At 67.9% G+C, this 23,888-nt stretch carries 21 protein-coding genes and 1 tRNA gene; 9 read left to right on the top strand and 13 right to left on the bottom strand.

Annotated features, from left to right (window positions below):
• Positions 1-147: 147 nt before the first annotated feature.
• A tRNA-Gln gene (locus A5695_RS20150) sits at positions 148-219 on the bottom strand.
• Between the two features lie 168 nt (positions 220-387).
• On the opposite strand from A5695_RS20150, the gene A5695_RS20145 reads away from it, so the two are divergent.
• Positions 388-981, top strand: a complete 594-nt coding sequence (locus A5695_RS20145) for a TetR/AcrR family transcriptional regulator (RefSeq protein WP_156749768.1) — start codon at positions 388-390, stop codon at positions 979-981.
• 107 nt (positions 982-1,088) lie between these two features.
• On the opposite strand, the gene lysA is transcribed toward A5695_RS20145, so the two are convergent.
• Positions 1,089-2,429 carry a diaminopimelate decarboxylase gene (lysA, locus tag A5695_RS20140; RefSeq protein ID WP_068086126.1) on the bottom strand — a complete coding sequence of 447 codons (1,341 nt, stop codon included), beginning with the start codon at positions 2,427-2,429 and terminating at the stop codon, positions 1,089-1,091.
• Positions 2,430-2,536: 107 nt separating this feature from the next.
• On the opposite strand from lysA, the gene mfd reads away from it, so the two are divergent.
• The 8 genes from mfd (at position 2,537) to A5695_RS20100 (ending at position 11,859) form a co-directional block, all read left to right on the top strand.
• A complete protein-coding gene (gene mfd / locus A5695_RS20135; protein ID WP_068086124.1) occupies positions 2,537-6,202 on the top strand; it encodes a transcription-repair coupling factor in 3,666 nt (1,221 codons plus the stop codon).
• Positions 6,202-7,173: a nucleoside triphosphate pyrophosphohydrolase gene (locus A5695_RS20130; RefSeq protein ID WP_068086244.1), complete on the top strand. Its 972-nt coding sequence runs from the start codon at positions 6,202-6,204 to the stop codon at positions 7,171-7,173. Before mfd ends, A5695_RS20130 begins: the two co-directional genes overlap by 1 nt.
• 143 nt (positions 7,174-7,316) lie before the next feature.
• A complete protein-coding gene (locus tag A5695_RS20125) occupies positions 7,317-8,045 on the top strand; it encodes a lytic transglycosylase domain-containing protein (RefSeq protein ID WP_156749767.1) in 729 nt (242 codons plus the stop codon).
• A 50-nt stretch (positions 8,046-8,095) separates the two neighbouring features.
• On the top strand, positions 8,096-9,385 hold the full coding sequence (gene eno / locus A5695_RS20120) for a phosphopyruvate hydratase (RefSeq protein WP_068086119.1): 1,290 nt from the start codon (positions 8,096-8,098) through the stop codon (positions 9,383-9,385).
• A gap of 1 nt (position 9,386) precedes the next feature.
• On the top strand, positions 9,387-10,049 hold the full coding sequence (locus tag A5695_RS20115) for a septum formation initiator family protein (protein WP_068086115.1): 663 nt from the start codon (positions 9,387-9,389) through the stop codon (positions 10,047-10,049).
• Positions 10,042-10,530: a DUF501 domain-containing protein gene (locus A5695_RS20110; protein ID WP_068086114.1), complete on the top strand. Its 489-nt coding sequence runs from the start codon at positions 10,042-10,044 to the stop codon at positions 10,528-10,530. The genes A5695_RS20115 and A5695_RS20110 overlap by 8 nt, the downstream gene beginning before the upstream one ends.
• On the top strand, positions 10,524-11,468 hold the full coding sequence (locus A5695_RS20105; protein ID WP_068086113.1) for a Ppx/GppA phosphatase family protein: 945 nt from the start codon (positions 10,524-10,526) through the stop codon (positions 11,466-11,468). The genes A5695_RS20110 and A5695_RS20105 overlap by 7 nt, the downstream gene beginning before the upstream one ends.
• A 100-nt stretch (positions 11,469-11,568) precedes the next feature.
• Positions 11,569-11,859 carry a hypothetical protein gene (locus A5695_RS20100; protein WP_068086111.1) on the top strand — a complete coding sequence of 97 codons (291 nt, stop codon included), beginning with the start codon at positions 11,569-11,571 and terminating at the stop codon, positions 11,857-11,859.
• Positions 11,860-11,913: 54 nt separating this feature from the next.
• On the opposite strand, the gene A5695_RS20095 is transcribed toward A5695_RS20100, so the two are convergent.
• The 11 genes from A5695_RS20095 to A5695_RS20050 form a co-directional block, all read right to left on the bottom strand.
• Positions 11,914-12,594 (bottom strand): response regulator, encoded by a 681-nt coding sequence (locus tag A5695_RS20095; protein ID WP_068086109.1) that lies wholly within the window; start codon positions 12,592-12,594, stop codon positions 11,914-11,916.
• Positions 12,591-15,155 (bottom strand): sensor histidine kinase KdpD, encoded by a 2,565-nt coding sequence (locus tag A5695_RS20090; protein ID WP_068086106.1) that lies wholly within the window; start codon positions 15,153-15,155, stop codon positions 12,591-12,593. Before A5695_RS20090 ends, A5695_RS20095 begins: the two co-directional genes overlap by 4 nt.
• Positions 15,156-15,167: 12 nt before the next feature.
• A complete protein-coding gene (locus A5695_RS20085) occupies positions 15,168-16,091 on the bottom strand; it encodes a potassium-transporting ATPase subunit C (RefSeq protein ID WP_068086104.1) in 924 nt (307 codons plus the stop codon).
• Position 16,092: 1 nt separating this feature from the next.
• Positions 16,093-18,243 (bottom strand): potassium-transporting ATPase subunit KdpB, encoded by a 2,151-nt coding sequence (gene kdpB / locus A5695_RS20080; RefSeq protein WP_068086099.1) that lies wholly within the window; start codon positions 18,241-18,243, stop codon positions 16,093-16,095.
• Positions 18,243-19,913, bottom strand: coding sequence for a potassium-transporting ATPase subunit KdpA (gene kdpA, locus A5695_RS20075; RefSeq protein WP_068086096.1), 1,671 nt, complete (start codon positions 19,911-19,913; stop codon positions 18,243-18,245). Before kdpA ends, kdpB begins: the two co-directional genes overlap by 1 nt.
• Positions 19,913-20,002, bottom strand: a complete 90-nt coding sequence (gene kdpF, locus A5695_RS30360) for a K(+)-transporting ATPase subunit F (protein ID WP_082972872.1) — start codon at positions 20,000-20,002, stop codon at positions 19,913-19,915. The genes kdpA and kdpF overlap by 1 nt, the downstream gene beginning before the upstream one ends.
• Positions 19,999-20,094 (bottom strand): potassium-transporting ATPase, encoded by a 96-nt coding sequence (locus tag A5695_RS28730; protein WP_197515561.1) that lies wholly within the window; start codon positions 20,092-20,094, stop codon positions 19,999-20,001. Before A5695_RS28730 ends, kdpF begins: the two co-directional genes overlap by 4 nt.
• A 202-nt stretch (positions 20,095-20,296) precedes the next feature.
• On the bottom strand, positions 20,297-21,829 hold the full coding sequence (locus tag A5695_RS20065; RefSeq protein ID WP_068086089.1) for a cell wall metabolism sensor histidine kinase WalK: 1,533 nt from the start codon (positions 21,827-21,829) through the stop codon (positions 20,297-20,299).
• On the bottom strand, positions 21,826-22,599 hold the full coding sequence (locus tag A5695_RS20060) for a response regulator transcription factor (RefSeq protein ID WP_068086086.1): 774 nt from the start codon (positions 22,597-22,599) through the stop codon (positions 21,826-21,828). Before A5695_RS20060 ends, A5695_RS20065 begins: the two co-directional genes overlap by 4 nt.
• Positions 22,600-23,253: 654 nt before the next feature.
• Complete coding sequence (locus A5695_RS20055; protein WP_046184805.1) at positions 23,254-23,538, bottom strand: WXG100 family type VII secretion target; 285 nt, start codon at positions 23,536-23,538, stop codon at positions 23,254-23,256.
• Positions 23,539-23,581: 43 nt separating this feature from the next.
• On the bottom strand, positions 23,582-23,878 hold the full coding sequence (locus tag A5695_RS20050; protein ID WP_007771418.1) for a WXG100 family type VII secretion target: 297 nt from the start codon (positions 23,876-23,878) through the stop codon (positions 23,582-23,584).
• Positions 23,879-23,888 lie beyond the last annotated feature (10 nt).

Genomic DNA, 23,888 nt, shown 5'->3' with positions numbered 1-23,888 from the left:
AACCCCGTCATCCGTGTTGGCACGACGACACGCCGTCAAGGGTGTCATTACACCTGGTGTCGACGCAAAGACTCGCTCGCCGACTGTGGGCGCTAAGTAGGGAAATGCCGCCGATTCGTGCACAGGCCCCACACTCGACGAGCCAAGCTCCGTCGCCAGGACTCGAACCTGAACTATCTGAACCAAAATCAGAGGTGCTGCCGATTACACCACGACGGATTGCAAGCCCCAGGGGCCCGCGCCATCAAGAGACTTTAGACGGTCCGCGGGCCGATCGCGGCGCCGAGGGAAAGACGGGCGGTTTGGCCCCGCCGAAGCTATACGCTGATTGACGTGGCTGTTCTCGACAAGGAGCCGGATAAGGAGGCACGCGCCCCGCGTGCCCGGATGACCGGTACCGAACGCCGACAACAACTCATCGGCATCGCGCGCTCGCTGTTCGCCGAACGCGGCTACGAGGGCACCTCGATTGAGGAGATCGCGTTGCGCGCCAACGTGTCCAAGCCGGTCGTCTACGAACACTTCGGCGGCAAGGAGGGGCTCTACGCGGTGGTCGTCGACCGTGAGATGTCGGCGCTGCTGGACGGGATCACCTCGTCGCTGACCAACAACCGGTCCCGGGTCCGGGTCGAGCGCGTCGCGCTGGCGTTGCTCACGTATGTCGAGGAGCGCACCGACGGCTTCCGCATCATGCTCCGCGACTCGCCCGCCGCGATCAGCTCGGGCACCTACTCCAGCCTGCTCAACGACGCCGTAAACCAGGTCAGCTCCATCCTGGCCGGCGACTTCGCCCGCCGCGGCCTGGATCCGGACCTGGCGCCGCTGTACGCGCAGGCGCTGGTGGGCTCGGTGTCGATGACGGCGCAGTGGTGGCTCGACATCCGGGAGCCCAAGAAGGAAGTGGTCGCCGCGCACCTGGTCAACCTGATGTGGAACGGGCTGACCCATCTGGAGGCCGACCCCCGGCTGCAAGACAGCTGATCCCGATGGTGGCGAGCTGCAGCGCCCCGCTTCGCGGCGCTCGCACTCGCACTGATCCCGATGGTGGCGAGCTGCAGCGCCCCGCTTCGCGGCGCTCGCACTCGCCACTAACCGCGGTCGCGGGCGAGCAGGTCAGCAACCGTCTCGCGGCGGACCAGCTCGCGGGCGCGACCGTCCCTGACGCCGACGACGGCCGGGCGGCCGACCATGTTGTAGTTCGACGCCATGCTGTGGTGATAGGCGCCGGTGCAGGCCACGGCCAGCAGGTCCCCGGGGCGCACGTCGGCCGGTAGCTCGATGTCGCGGGCGATTTCGTCGCCCGCTTCGCAGTGCCGGCCGGCAATGGTGACGAGCTGCTTGAGGCCCAGCGGTTGCCGGTTCGCCAGCGCAACGGTGTAGCGGGCGCCGTACAGCGACACCCGGGGGTTGTCGCTCATGCCGCCGTCGACGGCCACGAAGGTGCGGCCGCTCGCCTGCGTCTTGACCGAGCACACCCGGTACAGGGTGACGCCGGCGCGGCCGCTGATGGCCCGGCCGGGCTCTACCACCACGCTCGGGCGGGGAAAGTGCTCGGCGGCGCAGGCCTCGTCGAGCGCGTCCTCGATGACGCGGGCCAGCGCGTCGAGATCGAGTTCGCGGTCGCCGGGAACGTAGGGGATGGCGTGCCCCCCGCCGAGGTTGAGTTCGGTCAGGATGACGCCATGCCGGGCCCGGATGTCGGCCATCGCCGCGATCAGCCGGTGAATCGCTTCGCCGTAGAGCGCCGGGTCGGTGACCTGCGAACCGATGTGGCAGTGCAGGCCGACAAGGTCGAGAATCGGGTGCGCCAGCACTCGCTTGACGGCCTCGGCGGTGTGGTCATCGGCGAGGGTGAAGCCGAACTTCTGGTCGCTGACACCGGTCGTCACCGCGCGGTGTCCGTGAATGTCGATGTCCGGGGTCACCCGGATGAGGACCGGCTGGCGCCTGCGCGCCAGGCCGGCCAGGTAGGCGATGTCCATGCAGGAATCCAGCACGATCCGCCCGACCCCGGCGCGCACCGCCTCGCGTAACTCGTCGGGGGACTTGGCGTTGCCGTGCATGATGATCCGGGCCGGGTCCAGCCCACCGGCCAGGGCGACGGCCAGCTCACCGGCCGAACAGACGTCGATGCCGAGGCCCTCGTCGCGGGCCCAGCGGGCCACGGCGGTGGTCAGCAGCGATTTCCCGGCGTAGACGACCTGGACGCCGCGCAGCGACTTGCGGTAGCGGCGGGCGCGGCGCCGGAAGTCGGTCTCGTCGATGACGTAGGCCGGTGTTCCGAACTCGTCGGCGATCTCCGCCAGGGGCAAACCGCCGACGCACAGCCTTCCCTGCTCGTCGGGGTGCGCGGTGACGGGCCAGATCGCGGGATCGAACCGCGGCGGGGCCGCGTGACCAAGCGACGGCAAGATGTCCAGCAATGTCATGAATCCAACGTGCGCCCGCGCGGGGCCGAGGGCCGTCTTCCTTACGAACCCTTGACGGCGCCGGGCTCAATATTGACGAATCCTGGCGCCCCTAGAATGGATTCATCATGACCGCACCGGGGCCTGCTCGCCCAGAACCCCCGATCGCGGGGCTCGTTGAATTGGCGCTCACCGCGCCGACCTTCCAGCAACTGATTGAAAGCGCGGCCGAGCGACCGGCCGACCTTCGCCTGGTGGGTCCAGCCAGCGCACGGCTTTTCGTGGCCAGCGCGCTGGCGCGGTTGGGGCCTTTGCTCGTGGTCACCGCGACGGGGCGCGAAGCCGACGACCTGACCGCCGAATTACGCGGCGTCTTCGGCGATGCCGTCGCGGCTTTTCCGTCGTGGGAGACGCTGCCGCACGAGCGATTGTCGCCGGGCGTCGACACGGTCGGCGCCCGGTTGACGGTGTTGCGCAGGCTGGCGCATCCCGACGATGCGCGGCTGGGGCCGCCGCTACGGGTCGTGGTGACCGCGGTGCGCTCGCTGATGCAACCGATGACGCCGGAGCTGGGCCGCGTCGAGCCGGTCACGTTCAAAGTCGGCGAGGAGATCGCGTTCGAGGACGTGGTCGCCCGGCTGGTGGAGCTGGCCTACACGCGGGTCGACATGGTGGGCCGGCGCGGCGAGTTCGCGGTGCGCGGCGGGATCCTCGACGTCTTCCCGCCGACCGCCGAACACCCGGTGCGCATCGAATTCTGGGGTGACGAGGTCAGCGAGATGCGGATGTTCGCCGTCGCCGACCAGCGCTCGATACCCGAAATCGACGTCGAAACCGTAATCGCGGTGGCCTGCCGCGAGCTGCTGCTGACCGACGAGGTGCGGGAACGGGCCGCCGCGCTCGCCGCCCGGCACTCCGGGACCGAACCCGCCATCACCGGCAGTGTCACCGACATGCTGGCCAAGCTGGCCGAGGGCATCGCGGTCGACGGCATGGAGGCTCTGCTGCCGGTGCTGCGGCCCGGCGACCATGTGCTGCTGACCGACCAACTGGCCGAGGGCACGCCGGTGCTCGTGTGCGACCCCGAGAAGGTGCGCACCCGCGCCGCCGACCTGATCAAGACGGGCAGCGAATTCCTCGAGGCGTCCTGGTCAGTGGCGGCGCTGGGCACTGACGCACCCGTCGACGTGGCGCAATTCGGGGGATCGGGGTTCGCCGAGCTGGACGACGTGCATGCCGCGGCGGCGAAGTCCGGTCACCCATGGTGGACGCTGAGCCAGTTGTCCGACGAGTCGGCGGTGGAGCTGGACATCCGGGCGGCGCCGTCGGCTCGCGGGCACCAGCAGGACATCGACGGCATCTTCGCGATGCTGCGCGCGCACGTCTCGACCGGCGGCTACGCCGCCGTCGTGGCCCCCGGCGCCGGGACCGCCCACCGGGTCGTCGAGCGGCTCGCCGACTCCGACACGCCCGCCGCCATGCTGGAACGGGACGCGGCCGACACGACGCTCAAGCCCGGGATCGTCAGCGTGCTCAAGGGCCCGCTGCACGACGGGGTCGTCATCCCCGGCGCCAACCTGGTCGTCATCACCGAGACCGACCTGACCGGCAGCCGGGCCACCGCCGTCGAGGGCAAGCGGCTGGCGGCAAAGCGGCGCAACACCGTCGACCCGCTGGCGCTGACGGCCGGTGACCTGGTGGTGCACGACCAGCACGGCATCGGGCGGTTCGTCGAGATGACCGAGCGGACGGTCGGCGGCGCCCGGCGCGAGTACCTGGTGCTGGAGTACGCGTCCAGCAAGCGCGGCGGCGGGTCCGACAAGCTCTATGTCCCGATGGACTCGCTGGACCAGCTCTCCCGCTACGTCGGCGGGCAGGCGCCGGCGCTTTCCAAGCTGGGTGGCAGCGACTGGGCCAACACCAAGACCAAGGCCCGCCGCGCGGTGCGCGAGATCGCCGGCGAGCTCGTCGCGCTCTACGCCAAGCGGCAGGCCAGCCCCGGCCACGCGTTCTCACCCGACACGCCGTGGCAGGCCGAGATGGAGGACGCGTTCGGCTTCACCGAGACGGTCGACCAGCTCACCGCCATCACCGAGGTCAAGGCCGACATGGAAAAGCCGATCCCGATGGACCGGGTGATCTGCGGCGACGTCGGCTACGGCAAAACCGAGATCGCGGTGCGCGCGGCGTTCAAGGCGGTCCAGGACGGCAAGCAGGTAGCCGTGCTGGTGCCCACCACGCTGCTTGCCGACCAGCACCTGCAGACGTTCACCGACCGGATGGCCGGCTTCCCCGTGACCGTCAAGGGGCTGTCGCGGTTCACCGACAACACCGAGTCCCGCGCCGTGATCGAAGGTCTGGCCGACGGCTCGGTGGACGTCGTGATCGGCACGCACCGGCTGCTGCAGACCGGGGTGCGCTGGAAGGACCTGGGGTTGGTCATCGTCGACGAGGAGCAGCGGTTCGGCGTTGAGCACAAGGAGCACATCAAGTCGCTGCGCACCCACGTCGATGTGCTGACCATGAGCGCCACCCCCATCCCGCGCACGCTGGAGATGAGCCTGGCCGGGATCCGCGAGATGTCGACCATCCTGACGCCGCCCGAAGAGCGCTATCCGGTGCTGACCTATGTCGGCCCCCAGGACGACAAGCAGGTCGCCGCGGCGCTGCGGCGTGAGCTGCTGCGCGACGGGCAGGTCTTCTACGTGCACAACCGGGTCAGCTCGATCGACCGGACTGCGGCCCGGATTCGGGAGCTGGTGCCCGAGGCGCGTGTGGTCGTCGCGCACGGGCAGATGCCCGAGGAGCGGTTGGAGCGCACCGTGCAGGGGTTCTGGAATCGCGAGTACGACATCCTGGTCTGCACGACGATCGTGGAGACCGGGCTGGACATCTCCAACGCCAACACGCTGATCGTCGAGCGCGCCGACACCTTCGGGCTCTCCCAGCTGCACCAGCTGCGCGGCCGGGTAGGCCGCAGCCGCGAGCGCGGGTACGCCTACTTCCTGTATCCGCCGAATGCGCCGCTGACCGAGACGGCCTACGACCGGCTGGCGACCATCGCGCAGAACAACGAGCTGGGCGCGGGCATGGCGGTCGCGCTCAAGGACCTCGAGATCCGCGGCGCCGGCAACGTGTTGGGTGTCGAGCAGTCCGGACACGTCGCCGGGGTCGGATTCGACCTGTACGTCAGGTTGGTGGGCGAGGCCGTGGAGGCCTACCGGGCCGCGGCGGACGGCCAGACGGTTACCACCGCCGAGGAGCCCAAGGACGTGCGGATCGACCTCCCGGTGGACGCGCACCTGCCGCCGGACTACATCGCCAGCGATCGGTTGCGGCTGGAGGCCTACCGGCGGCTGGCGGCCGCCTCCGACGACGCGGCCGTCGACGCCGTCATCGACGAACTCGTGGACCGCTACGGCGCGCTGCCCGAACCGGCCCTGCGCCTGGTGGCGGTCGCGCGGTTGCGGCTGTTGTGCCGCGCCGCCGGCATCACCGAGGTGTCCGCGCCCTCGGCGGCCACCGTGCGCCTGTCGCCGATGACGCTGCCCGACTCGGCCCAGGTGCGGCTCAAGCGGATGTATCCCTCGGCGAGCTACCGCGCCACGACCTCGACCGTGCAGGTTCCCATCCCGCGGGCCGGCGGTGTGGGGGCGGCACGCATCCGCGATGTCGAGCTGGTGCAGATGGTGGCCAATCTGGTGACGGCGCTGCAAGGAAAACCCCAGACGGACATTGATATAACGAGTGCGTCACCTGCAGCGATGTCCGGCGAGGAGCGGAAGGCGAGATGATGATCGTCGTCTTGTTCGACCCGCGCCGCCCGTCGCTGGTCCCCGTGGAAGCGATCGAACATCTCAGCGGGCAGGTGCAGTACACCGAGGAGATGCCCGTCGCGGTGCCGTGGTCGCTGCCGGCGGCGCGTCCGGTCCATGCCGGGGACCCCGATGATCCAGCGCCGGTGCTTCTTTCGTCCGATCCCGACCATCCCGCCGTCACCGCGCGGCTGGCCGCGGGGGCCCGGTTGATCTCGGCGCCGGACACGCCGCGCGGGGAACGACTGGTCGACGCCGTGGCGATGATGGACAAACTCCGCACCGCCGGGCCATGGGAGAGCAAGCAAACTCACGACTCGTTGCGCCGCTTTCTGCTCGAGGAGACCTACGAACTGTTGGATGCCGTCCGCAGCGGCAGCGTCGACCAACTGCGCGAAGAACTCGGCGACGTGTTGCTGCAGGTGCTCTTTCACGCGCGCATCGCCGAGGATGCGCCGCAGCTTCCCTTCACCATCGACGATGTTGCCGTCACGTTGATGCGGAAGCTGGGCAATCGGGTGCCGGGTGTGCTTGCGGGCCAGACCATTTCGCTGGAAGAACAGCTGGCCCAATGGGAAGAACGCAAGGCCGCCGAAAAGCCGCGGAAATCGGTGATGGACGACGTGCATACCGGGCAGCCGGCATTGGCGTTGGCGCAGAAGGTGATTCAGCGTGCCGAGAAGGCAGGCCTGCCCGCCGACCTGGTTCCCGCGGAGATCACTTCTATCTCGGTGTCGGCCGATGGCGACGCGGAAGGCGCGCTGCGCTCGGCGGTTCTGGAGTTCGTAGACACGGTCCGGGCGGCCGAACGGGCGATCGCCGCGGCGCGCCGCGGCGTCGGTGTTCCGGAGGAGTTCGACGTGGCGCCCCTCGGGGAGGTCGCCGAGGAGGAGTGGCGGGAGCACTGGCCATCGGACGAGGTGCCCGATGCGGCCGCCGACGACGCGTAACCGCGAATGCTGCTTGGAGCTAACCGATAATTAATCGAAATCGTGCGCCGGGGGGCTCGACGCGGCCGGGCTACGCCGGAACACATGGGACGATGGTTGCGGAAGTCGGTGCAGGGCAGTTTGAGGGAGCTTTAACCAGCATGGTGTCGCCGAGGCGTTGGATGCGCGCGGCCGCCGTGATCGGCGCGACCGCGATGCTGATGGCCTCCAGCTGCACGTGGCAGCTCAGCCTCTTCATTCCGGAGGGCGTCCCGCCGCCCGCGGGGGCTCCGGTGCCGCCGGTGGACACCCACGCCAGCGGCCGCCCCGCGGACCAACTTCGGGCCTGGGCCGAACAGCGGTCGGCGACGCTCGAGATTCCCGTGATCGCGCTGGAGGCGTACGCGTACGCGGCCCGGGTCGCCGAGGTCGAAAACCCCAAATGCCATATCGCGTGGACCACCTTGGCGGGCATCGGGCAGGTCGAGAGCCATCACGGCACCTACCGCGGCGCCCGACTGGCGCCCAACGGGGATGTCAGCCCGCCGATCCGTGGCGTCCGCCTGGACGGCAGCGGCGGCACCCTGCGCATCGTCGATAGCGAGGAGCAGGTGACCGACGACGACGGGGTGGTGCGGGCCATGGGGCCGATGCAGTTCATCCCCGAGACTTGGCGGTTGTACGGCGTCGACGCCCACAACGACGGCCGCGTCAGCCCGGACAACATCGACGATGCGGCGCTCGCGGCGGCAGGTTACCTGTGTTGGCGGGGAAAAGATCTGGCGACCCCGCGCGGCTGGATCACCGCGCTGCGGGCCTACAACAACTCGGGCGTCTACGCGCGGGCGGTGCGCGACTGGGCGACCGCTTATGCATCGGGTCACCCGTTGTAGCAGGATGTATCGCTGACGGCGCCAGCTAGAAACACGCAAGGAGAAACCCAGTGCCGATTATCGAGCAGGTCGGGGCCCGCGAAATCCTCGATTCCCGCGGTAACCCGACGGTCGAGGTCGAGATCGCCCTGATCGACGGGACATTTGCCCGCGCGGCGGTGCCGTCCGGGGCATCGACCGGCGAGCACGAGGCCGTCGAGTTGCGCGACGGCGGTGAGCGGTACGGCGGCAAAGGTGTGCGCAAGGCCGTGGAGGCCGTCCTCGACGAGATCGGCCCGGCGGTGATCGGGCTCAACGCGGACGACCAGCGATTGGTGGACCAGGCGCTGGTCGACCTCGACGGCACCCCCGACAAGTCTCGGTTGGGCGGCAACGCGATCCTGGGTGTGTCGCTGGCGGTCGCCAAGGCCGCCGCCGATTCCGCCGAGCTGCCGCTGTTCCGCTACATCGGGGGACCCAACGCGCACATCCTGCCGGTGCCGATGATGAACATCCTCAACGGCGGCGCGCACGCCGACACCGCGGTCGACATCCAGGAATTCATGGTGGCCCCGATCGGCGCGCCCAGCTTCAGTGAGGCGCTGCGCTGGGGTGCCGAGGTGTATCACTCGCTCAAGTCGGTGCTCAAGAAGCAGGGCCTGAGCACGGGCCTGGGGGACGAGGGCGGTTTCGCGCCCGACGTGGCCGGCACCACAGCGGCGCTGGACCTGATCGGCAGCGCCATTGAGGCCGCCGGGTTCAAGTTGGGTGTCGATGTGGCGCTGGCCCTGGATGCGGCGGCCACCGAGTTCTACACCGACGGCACCGGATACGCCTTCGAGGGCAGCACCCGCACCGCCGAGCAGATGGCGGAGTTCTACGCCGGGCTGCTCGGCTCCTACCCGCTGGTGTCCATCGAAGACCCGCTCGCCGAGGACGACTGGGACGGTTGGGCGGCCCTGACGACGTCGATCGGTGACCGTGTGCAGATCGTGGGCGACGACATCTTCGTCACCAATCCCGAACGCCTCGAAGAAGGCATCGAGAAGGGCGTCGCAAACGCGTTGCTGGTCAAGGTGAATCAGATCGGCACGCTGACCGAGACGCTCGACGCCGTCGCGCTCGCCCACCACAGTGGGTACCGCACGATGATGAGCCACCGCAGCGGCGAGACGGAGGACACCACGATCGCCGACCTCGCGGTGGCCGTCGGCAGCGGGCAGATCAAGACCGGGGCTCCGGCCCGCAGCGAGCGTGTCGCCAAGTACAACCAGCTGCTGCGGATCGAGGAGGCGCTGGGCGATGCCGCCCGGTACGCCGGCGATCTGGCCTTCCCGCGCTACGCGCCGGAGGCCAAATAGCTTGCCCGCCAAGCCGGATCCGAAACGGCGCTCCCCGGCATCGCGTCCGGGGAAGGCCGGTGATCCGGTGCGGCGCCGCCGCACGGCCAAGCCGTCTTCCAAGCCGTCCGCCACCGCGAAGCAAGCCAGCCCCCGAACGGTTTTCGAGCATGTGGTCGAGCCCATCAAGCGGCAGGCCGCGGAATCGGTCGAACAGCGGTCCGAGCAACGGCTGGGTTTCACCGCGCGGCGCGCGGCGGTGCTGGCGGCGGTCGTCTGCGTGCTGACGCTGACCATCGCCGGTCCGGTACGCACCTACTTCGCGCAGCGCACCGAGATGAACCAGTTGACGGCAAGCGAAGCCGCGCTGCGCCGCCAGATCGCCGACCTCGAGCAGCGCAAGGCCAAGCTCGGCGACCCGGCTTACATTGCGGCGCAGGCCCGCGAGCGGCTGGGCTTCGTGAAGCCGGGCGACATCCCGTTCCAGGTTCAGCTTCCGGCGACGGCGGCTCCCAGCGAGCCGGGAGGCCAGGCGGCAAAACCCGTCAGCACCGATCCCTGGTACACGTCGCTGTGGCACACCATCGCCGATGCGCCGCACCTGCCGCCGGCCAACGTGGCACCGCCCGAACCGGGTCCGGCCACTCCCGTTTCGCCGCCGAGTCCTACGGCGCCCGGTGGTTGATCATGCCGACCTGGAGGCCGTGGCGCGTCAGCTCGGGCGTGAGCCGCGAGGCGTCCTCGAGATCGCGTACCGCTGCCCCAGCGGCGAGCCCGGTGTCGTGAAGACCGCGCCGAAACTTCCTGACGGAACACCGTTTCCGACGTTGTACTACCTGACGCATCCGGTGCTCACCGCGGCCGCGAGCAGGCTGGAGACGACGGGGTTGATGCGCGAGATGTCCGAGCGGTTGCGGCATGACCCCGAATTGGCGGCCGCGTATCGGCGGGCGCACGAATCGTACTTGGCCGAACGGGATACGATCGAGCCGCTGGGGACGACGTTTTCCGGGGGCGGGATGCCGGACCGGGTCAAGTGCCTGCACGTCCTGATCGCGCACTCGCTGGCCAAGGGGCCGGGGTGCAACCCCCTCGGCGACGAGGCGCTGGCGATCCTGGCCCCCGAGCCCGCGATGGCCGGCATTCTGGTGGCGGGGCAATGGTGAGCAGGCTCGCCGGGATCGACTGTGGGACAAATTCGATCCGGTTACTGATTGCCGACATGCGCGACGGCCGGCTGTGCGATGTACATCGCGAGACGCGAATCGTGCGGCTGGGCCAGGGTGTCGACGCGACGGGTGAGTTCGCGCCGGAGGCGATCGCCCGGACGCGGGAGGCGCTCGCCGATTATGCCGCGCTCTTGAAACGGCACCAGGTCGAACGGGTGCGGATGGTGGCCACGTCGGCGGCTCGCGACGTCGCCAACCGTGACGTCTTCTTTGCGATGACGGCCGAGGTGCTGGGTGCCGTGGTGCCCGGCGCGGTGGCCGAGGTGATCACCGGTGCCGAGGAGGCGGCGCTGTCGTTCCGCGGGGCGGTCGGCGAATTGGACCCTGTCTCAGGCCCTTTCGTCGTCGTCGATTTGGGCGGTGGCTCCACCGAGATCGTGTTCGGTGGAGACGCCGTGGTGGCGAGCTACTCGGCCGACATCGGCTGCGTGCGGCTGACCGAACGCTGCCTGCACTCGGATCCGCCGACACCCGACGAGGTGGCGGCGGCCCGGGCGGTGGTGCGCGAGCGGCTCGACGTCGCGTTGGGAGTGGTACCCGTCGAGGGGGCGCGAACCTGGGTGGGGCTGGCCGGAACGATGACGACGCTGTCCGCGCTGGCCCACAACATGACGACGTATGATTCTGCGGCCATTCATCTTTCGCGCGTTCCGGTCCGGGATCTCCTGGCGGTGTGCGAGCGGCTGATCGCCATGCCGCGATCCGAGCGCGCGGCACTCCCGCCGATGCACGAGGGGCGTGCCGACGTCATCGGCGGCGGTGCGATCGTGGTCGAGGAGCTGGCGCGCGAGCTGCGCGCCCGTGCCGGCATCGACGAGCTGATGGTCAGTGAGCACGACATCCTGGACGGTATCGTGCTGTCGATCGCCGGTTGAGTCACATCCGCCCCATTGGTCCCCGCGCGGAGGATGATGCACGTTTTGTCCACCTCATAGCGACAATTCGGTTGTCGTACCCCCGTGCCACGGTTGCCTGATGATCCCGCTTCATGGCATCGAGCTTCGGTACGTCCTGGCCCTCCACCTTTGGCAGCACGGGCCGGCGACCGTCTCTGAAATGGTCGACCTGCTTGGCCGCCAAGGGTTTCGTGTCCGCGGCAGGCCATCGAAAACCGTGTCGGACGCGCTGCGCTGGGAGATCGCGCGGGGCCGGGTACGACAACTGCGCCGGGGCCGGTACGGGCCGGAGCACATCCCCCACGCGACCGAGTACCGGATTATCCACCGTGTGCAGGCGTTACGCGAGGCCGCCAAGTTGTCGCTATGAGGTGAACAGAAAGTGCATCGTCGCCCGGGCCGGTACGCAAGTGGCGCCTGTGACTCACGCCTCGAAGCGATAACCCATGCCCGACTCGGTCAGCAAGTGCTTGGGGTGTGACGGATCGTCCTCGAGCTTGCGTCGCAGCTGCGCCAAATAGACTCGCAGGTAATGTGTTTCGGTGGCGTATGCGGGGCCCCACACCTCTTTGAGGAGCTCTTCGCGGCCGACCAGCTTGCCGCGGTTGCGGACCAGCACTTCCAGCATGCCCCATTCGGTTGGGGTGAGGTGAACCTCGGCGCCGTTCTTGGTGACCTTCTTGGCCGCTAGATCGACAGTGAAGGCCTTCGTCTCGATCACCGGCTGCTCCAGCTCGGATGCCGCGGTGTTGCGGCGGATCGCCGCCCGCAGCCGCGCCAAAAATTCGTCCATGCCAAAGGGTTTGGTGACGTAATCGTCGGCCCCGGCGTCGAGCGCCTCGACCTTGTCCGACGAGTCGGTGCGCGCCGACAACACGATCACCGGCGCGCTGAGCCACCCGCGCAGCCCGGCCAGCACGTCGATGCCGGAAATGTCGGGCAGGCCCAGGTCGAGGATCACCACGTCGGGTTTGTGCTCCGCGGCGGCGCGCAGCGCGCCCGCGCCGCTGGACGCGGTGATCACCTCGTAACCCCGCACCGACAGGTTGATGCGCAGCGCCCGCAGGATCTGCGGCTCGTCGTCGATTACCAACACCCGTGTCATCGCGGCCTAACCATGTCCGGCGCAGCCAATTCCACCACCACCGTGAGCCCGCCGCCCGGGGTGTCCCCGGCCGTGATGGTCCCGCCCATGGCTTCGACGAAGCCGCGCGCCACCGACATGCCCAGGCCCACCCCCGTGGTGTTGTCATGGTCGCCGAGGCGCTGAAACGCCTCGAAGATGTGCTCCTCGGTTCCGTGCGGGATGCCGGGCCCCTCGTCGATGACGTTGATCAGCACCCGATCACCGACGCACCCCGCGTTGACCCGAACCACACAGTTCGGCGCGTACCGCAGCGCATTGTCGATCAGGTTTGCCAGGACGCGTTCCAGCAGCCCGGCGTCGGCCAGCACCACGGCGTCGCCCACATCGACCTTCACGCGGTCGATGGCGGAGCGGTAGAAACCGGTGGCCCCCTTGCCGATACTGATCAGCGCCCGTTGCACCGTTTCCTCCAGATACACCCGGCGCAGGTCGGGGTGTACCACCCCAGCGGCCAGGCGCGACGAATCGAGCAGGTTTCCCACCAGCGCGGTCAGCTGGTCGATGGACTCCTCGATGGTCGCCAGCAGTTCCGCCGTGTCCGCGGGGGAGAAGGCGACGTCCTCGGCGCGCAGGCTGGACACCGCGACCTTGGCCGCCGCCAACGGCGTACGCAGGTCGTGGCTGACCGCCGACAGCAGGGAACGCCGCAACTCGTCGGCCCGCACGATCGCCTCGGCCCGGCTGGCTTCCTCGGCCAGTTCGCGCTGCCGGATCAGTCCCGCGGCCTGCTTGGCCACCGCGCCCAGCACCCGCCGGTCGCGGGCCGAAAGCTTTCGGCCCGCCAACAGCATCCAGAACTCGTCGTCGCCGACCTCGATCGCGGTGTCGGCGGAATCGACGGTGGCACAGGGGTCCCGGCCCACGCAGGCGACGACCTCGCCCCGCCTGCCGACGTGATCCTCCTCCCCGGGTTCGCGCAGCATGCTGACCGCGCGCTGCGAGTACGTCTCGCGCACCCGCTCGAGCAGCGTCTCGAGATCGGCGCCGCGCAGCACCGAGCCCGCGAACAGCGTCAGTAGCTCGGCCTCCTGCGCGGCACGCCGGGCCTCGCGGGTGCGCTTGGCCGCGCCGTCGACCAGCACCGCGACGGCGACGGCGATCAGCAGCAGCACGAGTTCGGTGACGGCCGCATCGGGTTCGGCGATGGTGAAGGTGTGCCGGGGTGCCGTCAGGAAATAGTTCAGCAGCAGGCTGGACAGCACCGCCGAGACCACCGCCGGGGCAACGCCTCCCAGCAGCCCGACCAGCAACACTCCGACGAAGAACAGAGCGCTGTCGCCGCTGGTGCCCAGATAGCTGTCGAGCGCTGTCACGATCACCGCGCAGATGACCGACGGCACGATGAGGGCCGCCAGCCACGACGCCACCCGCCGCTCGCCGGCCGCCAGCGATGCCGCGCGGAAGCCGCGCTTGGATTCCTCGTGCGTGACCAGGTGCACGTCGATCTTGCCCGACACCTCGACGATCCGCGCGCCGATGCCCTCTTCGAAGACCCGCGCCCATCGCGATCGCCGCGAGGTGCCGATCACCAGCTGCGTGGCGTTCATCTCGCGGGCGAAATCGAGTAGCGCGGTGGGCACGTCGTCACCGACCACGGTGTGCAGCGAGGCGTCCAGGCTGCTCGCCAGCTCGCGGATCTTGCCCATCCGCGCCTCCGAGAGGCCGGCCAGCCCGTCGCCGCGGATGACGTGCACCACCATCAGTTCGGCGCTGGACTTCGACGCGATCCGGGATGCCCGGCGCACCAGCGTCTCCGACTCGGGGCCGCCGGTGACCGCCACCACGACACGCTCGCGGGCCTCCCACGTTTCGGTGATCTTGTTTTCGGCGCGGTATTTGGCCAGCGCCGTGTCGACCTGGTCGGCCAGCCATAGCAGCGCGAGTTCCCTTAACGCGGTGAGGTTTCCGCGTCGGAAGTAGTTGGACAGCGCCGCGTCGATGCGCTCTGGTGCGTAGACGTTTCCATGGGAGAGCCTGCGGCGCAACGCTTCCGGTGTGATATCGATCAGCTCGACCTGCGAGGCCTGCCGGACGATGGAGTCCGGAATGGTCTCTTTCTGTTCGATGCCGGTGATTTGGGCGACGACATCGTTCAGGCTCTCCAGGTGCTGGACGTTGACGGTGGATATCACCGTGATCCCCGCGTCGAGCAATTCCTCCACGTCCTGCCAGCGCTTGGCGTTTTTGCTGCCCGGCGTGTTGGTGTGCGCGAGTTCGTCGACCAAGACGACTTGGGGCCGACGCGCGAGGACGGCCGGCACGTCGAGTTCGGGGAAGGTGCTGCCGCGGTATTCGATGTAGCGCGGCGGAACAAACTCGATGCCCTCAAGCAGCTCAGCGGTTTTCGCCCGGCCGTGGGTCTCGATCACGCCGGCCACCAGATCGGTGCCGCGTTCCAGCCGGCGATGCGCTTCGCCGAGCATCGCATACGTCTTGCCCACGCCCGGGGCCGAACCGAGGTAAATCCGCAGTTCGCCGCGTTTAGGACGGTGGTCAACGACGCTCACGTCAACCATCATCCCCCCATCGCGCTAGCTCGAGACTGGATATTTGTGATCGAGTTGCAGGTTGAGCTGCAACACGTTGACACACGGTTCGCCGAAAAATCCGAGGGTGCGGCCGCTTCGGTTCTGCGCCAACACCTGACGGATCTGGTCGGGGCTGACGTGCCGGGCCTTGGCTACGCGGGCGACTTGGAGGTCGGCGTAGGCCGGCGAGATGTTCGGGTCGAGGCCGCTGCCGCTCTCGGTGACGGCGTCGGCGGGCACGGCGGGATTCGCGGGTGCGGCTCCGCGGATCGGCACGATTTGCCCGATCGCGTAGTCCTCGCCGTACTTCGCGCATTCGACTCGCACGCCCTCGTAGAGCGTCACGAAGGGCGCCGGGGTCGTCTGGCACGGCTCGTTGACGCTGACCACCCGCGTCGGATGGGTGACGTTGCCGCGGGCGTCGCGGGGCCCGATCACCGACAGCACGGCGCCCACACCGCCACCGGTGCAGAACGGTCGCGATCCGTCCACGCCCTCGAGCTGCCCCACGGCCGCGCTGCGCGAACACACGGTGGTCAACAGGCTCGGCTTGAAGCCCGCATCCGTAGCGGACTTGCCGGACGCCAATTGAGCCGGATCGGCGGGGTTGTCGACGACGCTCTCCGGCCCCAGGTTGCTTGCGCCCGACGCCAGCGGGTCATAGCCGTTGCCGGCCGCCGACGGGCGGCTCTGAAAGTATTGGGGCAACGGGTTTCCGTCCTTATCGGTGAACAGCTGGCCGATCAGCCGGCTCCCGATCGGCTTGCCGTTCGCGGTCAGCATCGATCCCTCGGCCTTGTCATGCAGCCCCGGTAGCTGCGCCACCAGCCAGATGAAGACCGGGTAGGCGACGCCGGTGATCACGGTCAGTACCAGCAGCGCGCGAAGAGCCGCCCAGTGCAGGCGAACGAAATTCGAGAAACTCATGTCAGGACATCCCCGGGACGAATTGGACGATCAGGTCGATCAGTTTGATTCCGACGAAGGGGGCGACGATTCCGCCGAGGCCGTAGATGTAGAGGTTGCGGCTCAACAACTTTGACGCGCTGCTCGGTGTGTAACGCACCCCACGCAACGACAACGGGATCAGCGCGACGATGACGATCGCGTTGAAGATCACCGCCGACAGGATCGCCGACTGCGGGCTGTGCAACCGCATGATGTTGATCGCGTCCAGCCCGGGGAACAGCGCGACGAACATGGCCGGGATGATCGCGAAGTACTTTGCGATGTCGTTGGCGATCGAGAAGGTGGTCAGCGCGCCGCGGGTGATCAGCAGCTGCTTGCCGATCTCGACGATCTCGATCAGCTTGGTGGGATCGGAGTCGAGATCGACCATGTTGCCCGCCTCTTTGGCGGCCGACGTGCCGGTGTTCATCGCCACGCCGACGTCGGCCTGAGCCAGCGCCGGCGCGTCGTTGGTGCCGTCGCCGGTCATCGCGACCAGCTTGCCGCCCTCCTGCTCCCGCTTGATCAGCTCGAGCTTGTCCTCGGGCGTGGCCTCGGCGAGGAAGTCGTCGACGCCGGCCTCATCGGCAATCGCCCTGGCGGTCAACGGATTATCGCCGGTGATCATCACCGTGCGGATGCCCATCCGGCGCATCTCGTCGAATCGGTCACGCATGCCCTGCTTGACGACGTCCTTGAGGTGGATGACGCCCAGCACCGACGCCTCACCATCGCGGCTCTCCCCGACGACCAGCGGGGTGCCGCCGCCGGCGGAGATGCCGTCGACGAGCTCGCCGAGCTGCATCGGCACCTTACCGCCTTGGCCGCGAACCCATTCCGCGACCGAGCTGGCCGCGCCTTTGCGCAGCAGATGCCCGTCCAGGTCGACACCCGACATCCGTGTCGTTGCGGAGAACTCCACCCACTGGGCGTGTGCGAGTTCACCGGGCGTGCGCGCACGCAGGCCGAAATGCTGCTTGGCGTAGACGACGATCGAGCGTCCCTCCGGCGTCTCGTCGGCAAGGCTGGACAATTGCGCGGCGTCGGCGAGTTGTTCGTCGGTCACTCCGTCCAAGGGGACGAAGGCGCCCGCCTGCCGATTGCCCAGGGTGATCGTGCCGGTCTTGTCCAGCAGTAGCGTGTTGACGTCACCCGCGGCCTCCACCGCGCGGCCCGACATGGCGAGCACGTTGCGTTGCACCAGCCGGTCCATGCCCGCGATCCCGATCGCGGAGAGCAGCGCTCCGATGGTGGTGGGGATCAGGCACACCAGCAGCGACACCATCACGATGCCGGTGACGCCGTTTACGTTGAGCGCTTGGGTGTCTGGAACGCCGGGATTGTTCATCTTCGAATAGATCGCCAGCGGCTGCAGGGTGGCGACGGCGAAGACGAAGATGATGGTCAGCGCTGCCAGCAGGATGTTCAGTGCGATCTCGTTGGGCGTCTTCTGCCGGTTGGCACCCTCGACGAGCGCGATCATCCGGTCGATGAAGCTCTCGCCGGGCTTCTGGGTGATCCGCACGACGATTCGGTCGCTCAGCACGGTGGTGCCGCCGGTGACCGCCGAGCGGTCGCCGCCGGACTCGCGGATCACCGGCGCCGACTCCCCGGTGATGGCCGATTCATCCACGGAGGCAATGCCTTCGACCACATCGCCATCGCCCGGTATCACCTGCCCGGCCTCGACCACGACGACGTCACCCTGCTGCAGCAGCGGCGCGGCGACCTCCTCCTCGACGGCCGGCGCCCCGGGTTGCCAATTCCTCAGCCGCCGGGCCAGCGTCTGCGTCTTGGCCCGGCGCAGGGTCTCGGCCTGAGCCTTGCCGCGGCCTTCCGCCACGGCCTCTGCGAGGTTCGCGAAAAACACTGTCAGCCATAGCCAGATCACCGTCAACCAGGCGAACCAGGTCGGGTCGATGATCGCCAGCGCGGTGCTCCAGGTGGCGCCGATCTCGACGATGAACATCACCGGAGTGCGCCACAGGGTGCGCGGGTCGAGTTTGCGCAGCGCGTCAGGCGCGGAGCGCCACAGCATCTTCGGGTCCAGCAAGCCGCCTTGCACCCGTTTGTTGTTCATGGCAGAGCTGGGCTGCGACTGCTCAGCCGGGTCGACGGTGGGCGCGGTCATCAGTGGATTCCTTCAGCGAGGGGTCCGAGTGCCAGCATGGGCAGGAAGGTCAGGGCCACCAGGATCAGCGTCACCCCGGCGACCATGCCGACGAACTGTGGCCGGTGGGTCGGCAGCGTGCCCGCGGATTCCGGTGTCTGCCCCTGCCTGGACAGCGAACCGGCCAGGGCGAGCACGAGCACGATCGGCAGGAACCGACCGAAGACCATGGCGAGCCCCAGGGCGGTGTTGTACCAGTTGGTGTTGACGCTGATGCCGGCGAATGCGGACCCGTTGTTGTTGGCCGCGGAGGTGAATGCGTAGAGCACCTCCGACAGTCCATGCGGGCCGGCGTTGAGCATGCCCGCCCGTTCGCCGGGCAGCGCCATCGCGATCGCGGTACCGGTCAGCACGATCAGCGGCGTAACCAGGAAATAGCTTGCGGCAAGCTTGATTTCACGGGGAGTGATCTTCTTACCGAGGTATTCGGGGGTGCGCCCGACCATCAGCCCGGCGACGAACACGGTGATCACCGCCAGGATGAGTATGCCGTAGAGGCCAGAGCCGGTGCCGCCGGGCGCGACCTCGCCGAGCTGCATGTTGAACATGGTCATCATGCCGCCGAGGCTGGTGTAGCTGTCGTGGACGGAGTCGACGGCGCCCGTGGAGGTGAGCGTCGTCGAGGCGGCGAAGACCGCGGAGTTGGCGACGCCGAACCGCTGCTCTACCCCTTCCATTGCCGAGCCGACCGCGGTCGGCACCGTGCCGTGGTGCTGCAGCTGGAACCACATCATGAAGGTCACACTGATCGCGTACAACGAGGCCATCACGGATGCGATCGCGTAGCCCTGCTTCGTGCTGCCCACCATGCGCCCGAACGTGCGCGGCAACGAGAAGCTGATCACCAGCAGCAAAAAGATCTCCAGCCAGTTGGTCCACCTGGTCGGGTTCTCGAACGGGTGGGCGGAGTTGGCGTTGTAGAAGCCGCCCCCGTTGGTGCCCAGCTCTTTGATCGCTTCCTGGCTGGCCACCGGACCACCGGTGATCGTCTGCCGCGCCCCGTTGAGGGTGGTGACGACCTGATCGTTCAGATGGAAATTCTGAATCGCCCCGCCCGCGATCAGCACGACCGCGCCCAGGGCCGCGATGGGCAACAGGATGCGCATTGTCCCGCGCACCAGGTCGACCCAGAAGTTGCCCAGCGCGCCGGTGCGGGTACGGGCGAACCCGCGCACCAGCGCGATCGCGACCGCCATGCCTACGGCGGCGGAAACGAAGTTCTGCACCGCCAGCCCGGCCATCTGCACCAGGTGGCCCTGCGTGGACTCGCCGGAGTAAGCCTGCCAGTTGGTGTTGGTGACGAAGCTGACCGCGGTGTTCCACGCCAGCCCCGGGGTCATCTGGGTGGCCGGATCATGCAGGTGCAGCGGCAATTTGCCCTGCACCAGCTGGAACACGAACAGGACGAGGATGCTGGTCGACGAGAACGCCAAGACGCTGCGCGCGTAGGCGCCCCACGTCTGCTCCGAGCGTGCGTCGACGCCGATCAACCGATAGACGGCCCGCTCTACGGCATTGTCCTCCTCGGCGGTGTAGACCCGATACATGTAGTCGCCCAACGGCACGTGCACGGCGACCAGCGCCAGGGCGAGAACCGCGAGGAAGACCAGCCCGGCCGTCGTCGGGCTCATCAAAACCTCTCCGGGAAGAGCAGTGCGCAACCGAGGAACAGCGCGAGAAGGACGGAAAGCGCCAAACCGACGATGTTTTCGTAACTCACAGCCGCTCGACCAACTTCTGCACCAAGCCCAGCACGGCGAACACCGCCACCGTGAGCACGACGAAGGCCACTACGTCCATCTCGACGTCCATCTCGAGCCCATCTTCTCTCCATTCCGGCCGTGCATACAAAAGGGCCTCATCGAGTCAGCAACGGCGCGGTTCTCGGAGGCAAGATCAGCTTGAAATTAGCTGGCACCGCGGGGCAAGGGCCTTTGGTTGACATTTTTCTAACGGCACCGCGGGCCAACCTTTACGGTTTCTTAGCGCCCCGGCGCCGGCGTGCATACGCGCGTCATTCGTCGTCGGCGCCCGGACCGTCGATGATCGGCAGCCGGACCCGGAAAACCGTTCTCCCCTCGGTGGATTCGGCGGTGACGGAGCCGTGGTGGGCCTTGACGATCGAACTGACGATGGCCAGACCCAGCCCGGTGCCGGTCCCATTCAGCCTCGAGTTGTCGGCGCGGGCGAACCGTTCGAACAAGCGGGGGAGCAGCTCCGGGTCGATGCCCGGTCCGTCGTCGGTGACGGTCAGTTCCGCGCACGGCGCCTCGGGACCGTCGCGGCGGCAGGTAATCGCGGTCGTGACGGTGACCCCGGGCGGGTTGTGCACCCGAGCATTGTTGAGCAGGTTGCTGACCAGCTGGTGCAACCGCGCGTGGTCGCCGCGCACCCACACCGGTTCCTCGGGCAGCTCCTTCACCCAATGGTGTGTCGGCGCCGCGACCGCCGCGTCGTTGACGGCGTTACCGACGAGCTCGGCAAGGTCGACGTCCTCGCTTTGCAGGTCTTGCCCCTCGCCCAGGCGGGACAGCAGCAGCAGCTCGTCGACGAGCAGCGTCATGCGCCGCGCTTCTGACTCGATGCGGGCCAGCGCATACTCGGTGGTCGGCGGCAACTCCAAACTGTCCTGGCGGGTGAGTTCGGCGTAGCCCTGAATCGCCGCGAGCGGGGTTCGCAGCTCGTGGCTGGCGTCGGTGATGAATTGCCGTGTCCGTAGGTCGGATTCGGCGCGCTGCGCCAGCGCACTATCGACGTTGTCCAGCAACCGGTTCAAGGTGTGGCCGACGATGCCGACCTCGTTCTGTTGGTTGGTGTCACGCGGCCGCACCCGGACACTGATTCGGTGGTCGTCGTCGGCCAGCGGCATCGCGGCGACTTCCGCCGCGGTAGCGGCCAACCGGCGCAACGGCCGCAGGGTATAGCCGACGACCCACACCGTGAGCCCGGCGGTGACCGTCAGCGCCGCCGCGATGAGCAGCGTGGTGGTGATCTGTTTGCGGGTGATGATTTGGTCGGCGAGGTTCAGCGATACGCCGGCGATCAGCACGTCCGATCCGTCGACGTGGCTCTTGAGCCGGTAAAACCCAAGGCTGCCCAGGTTCTCGGTCCGCGGCGGCCCGTTTGTCCACGACTGCTCCTCGATGGCGCGGACGACGTCGGCGGGCGCGGGCCGCGCTTCGGCTTCTGAGAACACCGCCGACCCGATCACGGTGCCCTCGTGCAGCACGAGGATCAGGTTTCCCGGCGTCTGATCGGTGAACTGCAGCATCGCCTCCGGCAGCGGCTTGGCGCCACCGCCCGGATCGTGTTCTCCCCGAACGTATTTGTGGTAGGAGTGGCCCAACGCGTCCAAGGACTCGGCGACATCGGCGTCGCTCATCGCAGTGACGTAGCCGCGCAGGCTCAGCACGGAGACGATCCCTACCGTCATCAGCACCACACTTACGACCGCGAGGACGCCCAACAACAGCTGGCGGCGTAACGAACGGGGCAGCCACCGCGGAAGATCGCCGGACAGGGCGTCCCGCTCCCGCTCCCGGGTCATTCCGGGGACCGCAACATGTATCCAACTCCGCGCACCGTGTGAATCATCGGTTCCCGTCCGGAGTCGATCTTCTTCCTCAGGTAGGAGATGTAGAGGTCCACGATGCTGGTGCGCCCGGCGAAGTCGTAGTTCCACACGCGGTCGAGGATCTCGCTGCGGCTCAGCGCGCGACGGGGATTTCGCATCAGGAACCGCAACAATTCGAACTCGGTTGAGGAGAGCGATATCTGCGTGCCGCCCCGCGTCACCTCGCGACTGGCGGTGTCCAGCCGCAGGTCACCGACGTTGAGGGTTTCAGCCGCGGGCGGCGCCTGCTGACCGGAACGGCGCAGCAGCCCGCGCAGCCGTGCGACGAGCTCTTCCAGGCTGAACGGCTTGGTCATGTAGTCATCGGCGCCCGCCGTCAGTCCCGTGACCCGGTCCATCACCGAATCCCGCGCGGTAAGGAAGAGCGTCGGGGTGTAGGCGTCGGATTGGCGGACCCGTTCCAGGATCCGCAGCCCGTCGACGTCGGGCAGCATGATGTCGAGCACCAGCACGTCTGGACTGACCTTGTCGAACTTAGCCATGGCCTCGCGTCCGTTGTGGGCGATGTCGACAACCCAGCCCTCGTAGTGCAGCGCCATCTTGACCAGGTTGGTCAGCGCCGGCTCGTCGTCGACCAAAAGGACCCTGATCGGCGAGCCATCGGCACGATAAATCCTGGGCAGCTGCCCGAGGATGGCCTGGCGGGGCCGCTGGCCACCCGCGTAGTCCGACATTGCGGTCATGTTCCTCCATTCTGGCAAGATCCACACCCGACTGTCACGGAGTTCATAGAGTTCTCAAATGTGCGCGGGTGGCGGCGCCCGTGTAGGCCCGGCCCGAATGCGACTTCTCTATGTGTCCGGTGGGACCACTTGCGGCGCGCCGGTTCGTCAAAAGCGTTGAATCTCAATGCCGTTGGCTTATCCCCGCGCGTCGGTTCCAGGCGACATATCCCGAAACCGAGGCATCCGAGCGGATTTGGTCCACTTGCGATGCGCCGAATGGCCGCGGTTGGGGTCGCGGCCGAAATACGTACGCTCGGCCGCGGCGGACAACGAAGTCCGGCTCGCGCGATCGATCACCAAAGTCGGCCTCTTTGGCCATGTTTCGCGGCGGGCGCGGCTCGGGAGAGAGCCCGCCCTCCACGAGTCCGCTGCCCACCGCCCTCGATACCAAGGCCATGCCGGGCGGGTGGGGCGGGGGCGCCGTCGCCTGCGGCGGCCAGTGACGTCTGCGAGTTGCCGCTGGGCGGCATGGTCGACCGCGAGTCCGACCGCGCGGTGCACCGGGTCGGGTTCCGCCCCTCACTCATCCCGCGTTCGCCAGTGGCCGGATAAGCGAAAATCGAAAGGGCCCGCACACCGTGGTGTGCGGGCCCTTCGAGTGAAGAAGCGGTGTCAGGCCCAGCTGGACCCAACGGCGCTGTCGGTGCTGGCCATGTTGTTGCCGGCGCTTTGCACCTTCTGCCCGTGGGCGTTGGCCTGCTCGTAGATCACCTGGAAGTTGCGACCCAACTGGGTGATGAACTCCTGGCAGGCCACCGAACCCGCGCCGCCCCAGAAGTCACCCGCAGCAAGCACATCACGAACGATGGCCTGGTGCTCAGCCTCCAAAGACGCGGCCTGGGCGCGGATCAGGGCACCGTGGGCGTCGACATCGCCGAACTGGTAGTTAATGGTCATTGCTTAGCTCCTTAAAAGTGTTGGAAGACAGCGGCTTCGGCTACTAGCTGCCCAAGATCTGCTGCGAGGCCTGCTCTTGCTGTTCGTAGTTGTTCGCGTCGCGGATCAGCCCGTCGCGCACCCCGTGGAGCATGTTGACGATGTTGCGGAAGGCCTGGTTGACCTGACCCATGGTGTCGTACGAGGTCGCCTGCGCCTGGCCGCTCCAGCCCGAGCCGGCGATGTTCATCGAGGACGCCCACATCTTGCGGGCCTCGTCCTCAACGGTCTGGGCGTGCACCTCGAAGCGGCCCGCCATCGCCCGCATCTCGTGCGGGTCAGTCATAAAACGAGTTGCCATGTTTCTTTCT

This window comes from Mycobacterium sp. E1747, assembly GCF_001667775.1.
Lineage (GTDB): Bacteria > Actinomycetota > Actinomycetes > Mycobacteriales > Mycobacteriaceae > Mycobacterium.
Note: the sequence above shows the minus strand (reverse complement) of the source record. Positions and strands in the feature narration are given on the sequence as shown.

Coding starts and splice junctions, on each gene's coding strand:
- A5695_RS20145 (WP_156749768.1), top strand. CDS start 388: ATGACCGGTACCGAACGCCGACAACAACTCATCGGCATCGCGCGCTCG.
- lysA (WP_068086126.1), bottom strand. CDS start 2,429: ATGACATTGCTGGACATCTTGCCGTCGCTTGGTCACGCGGCCCCGCCG.
- mfd (WP_068086124.1), top strand. CDS start 2,537: ATGACCGCACCGGGGCCTGCTCGCCCAGAACCCCCGATCGCGGGGCTC.
- A5695_RS20130 (WP_068086244.1), top strand. CDS start 6,202: ATGATCGTCGTCTTGTTCGACCCGCGCCGCCCGTCGCTGGTCCCCGTG.
- A5695_RS20105 (WP_068086113.1), top strand. CDS start 10,524: ATGGTGAGCAGGCTCGCCGGGATCGACTGTGGGACAAATTCGATCCGG.
- A5695_RS20100 (WP_068086111.1), top strand. CDS start 11,569: ATGATCCCGCTTCATGGCATCGAGCTTCGGTACGTCCTGGCCCTCCAC.
- A5695_RS20095 (WP_068086109.1), bottom strand. CDS start 12,594: ATGACACGGGTGTTGGTAATCGACGACGAGCCGCAGATCCTGCGGGCG.
- A5695_RS20090 (WP_068086106.1), bottom strand. CDS start 15,155: ATGATGGTTGACGTGAGCGTCGTTGACCACCGTCCTAAACGCGGCGAA.
- A5695_RS20085 (WP_068086104.1), bottom strand. CDS start 16,091: ATGAGTTTCTCGAATTTCGTTCGCCTGCACTGGGCGGCTCTTCGCGCG.
- kdpB (WP_068086099.1), bottom strand. CDS start 18,243: ATGACCGCGCCCACCGTCGACCCGGCTGAGCAGTCGCAGCCCAGCTCT.
- kdpA (WP_068086096.1), bottom strand. CDS start 19,913: ATGAGCCCGACGACGGCCGGGCTGGTCTTCCTCGCGGTTCTCGCCCTG.
- A5695_RS28730 (WP_197515561.1), bottom strand. CDS start 20,094: ATGGACGTCGAGATGGACGTAGTGGCCTTCGTCGTGCTCACGGTGGCG.
- A5695_RS20065 (WP_068086089.1), bottom strand. CDS start 21,829: ATGACCCGGGAGCGGGAGCGGGACGCCCTGTCCGGCGATCTTCCGCGG.
- A5695_RS20060 (WP_068086086.1), bottom strand. CDS start 22,599: ATGACCGCAATGTCGGACTACGCGGGTGGCCAGCGGCCCCGCCAGGCC.
- A5695_RS20055 (WP_046184805.1), bottom strand. CDS start 23,538: ATGACCATTAACTACCAGTTCGGCGATGTCGACGCCCACGGTGCCCTG.
- A5695_RS20050 (WP_007771418.1), bottom strand. CDS start 23,878: ATGGCAACTCGTTTTATGACTGACCCGCACGAGATGCGGGCGATGGCG.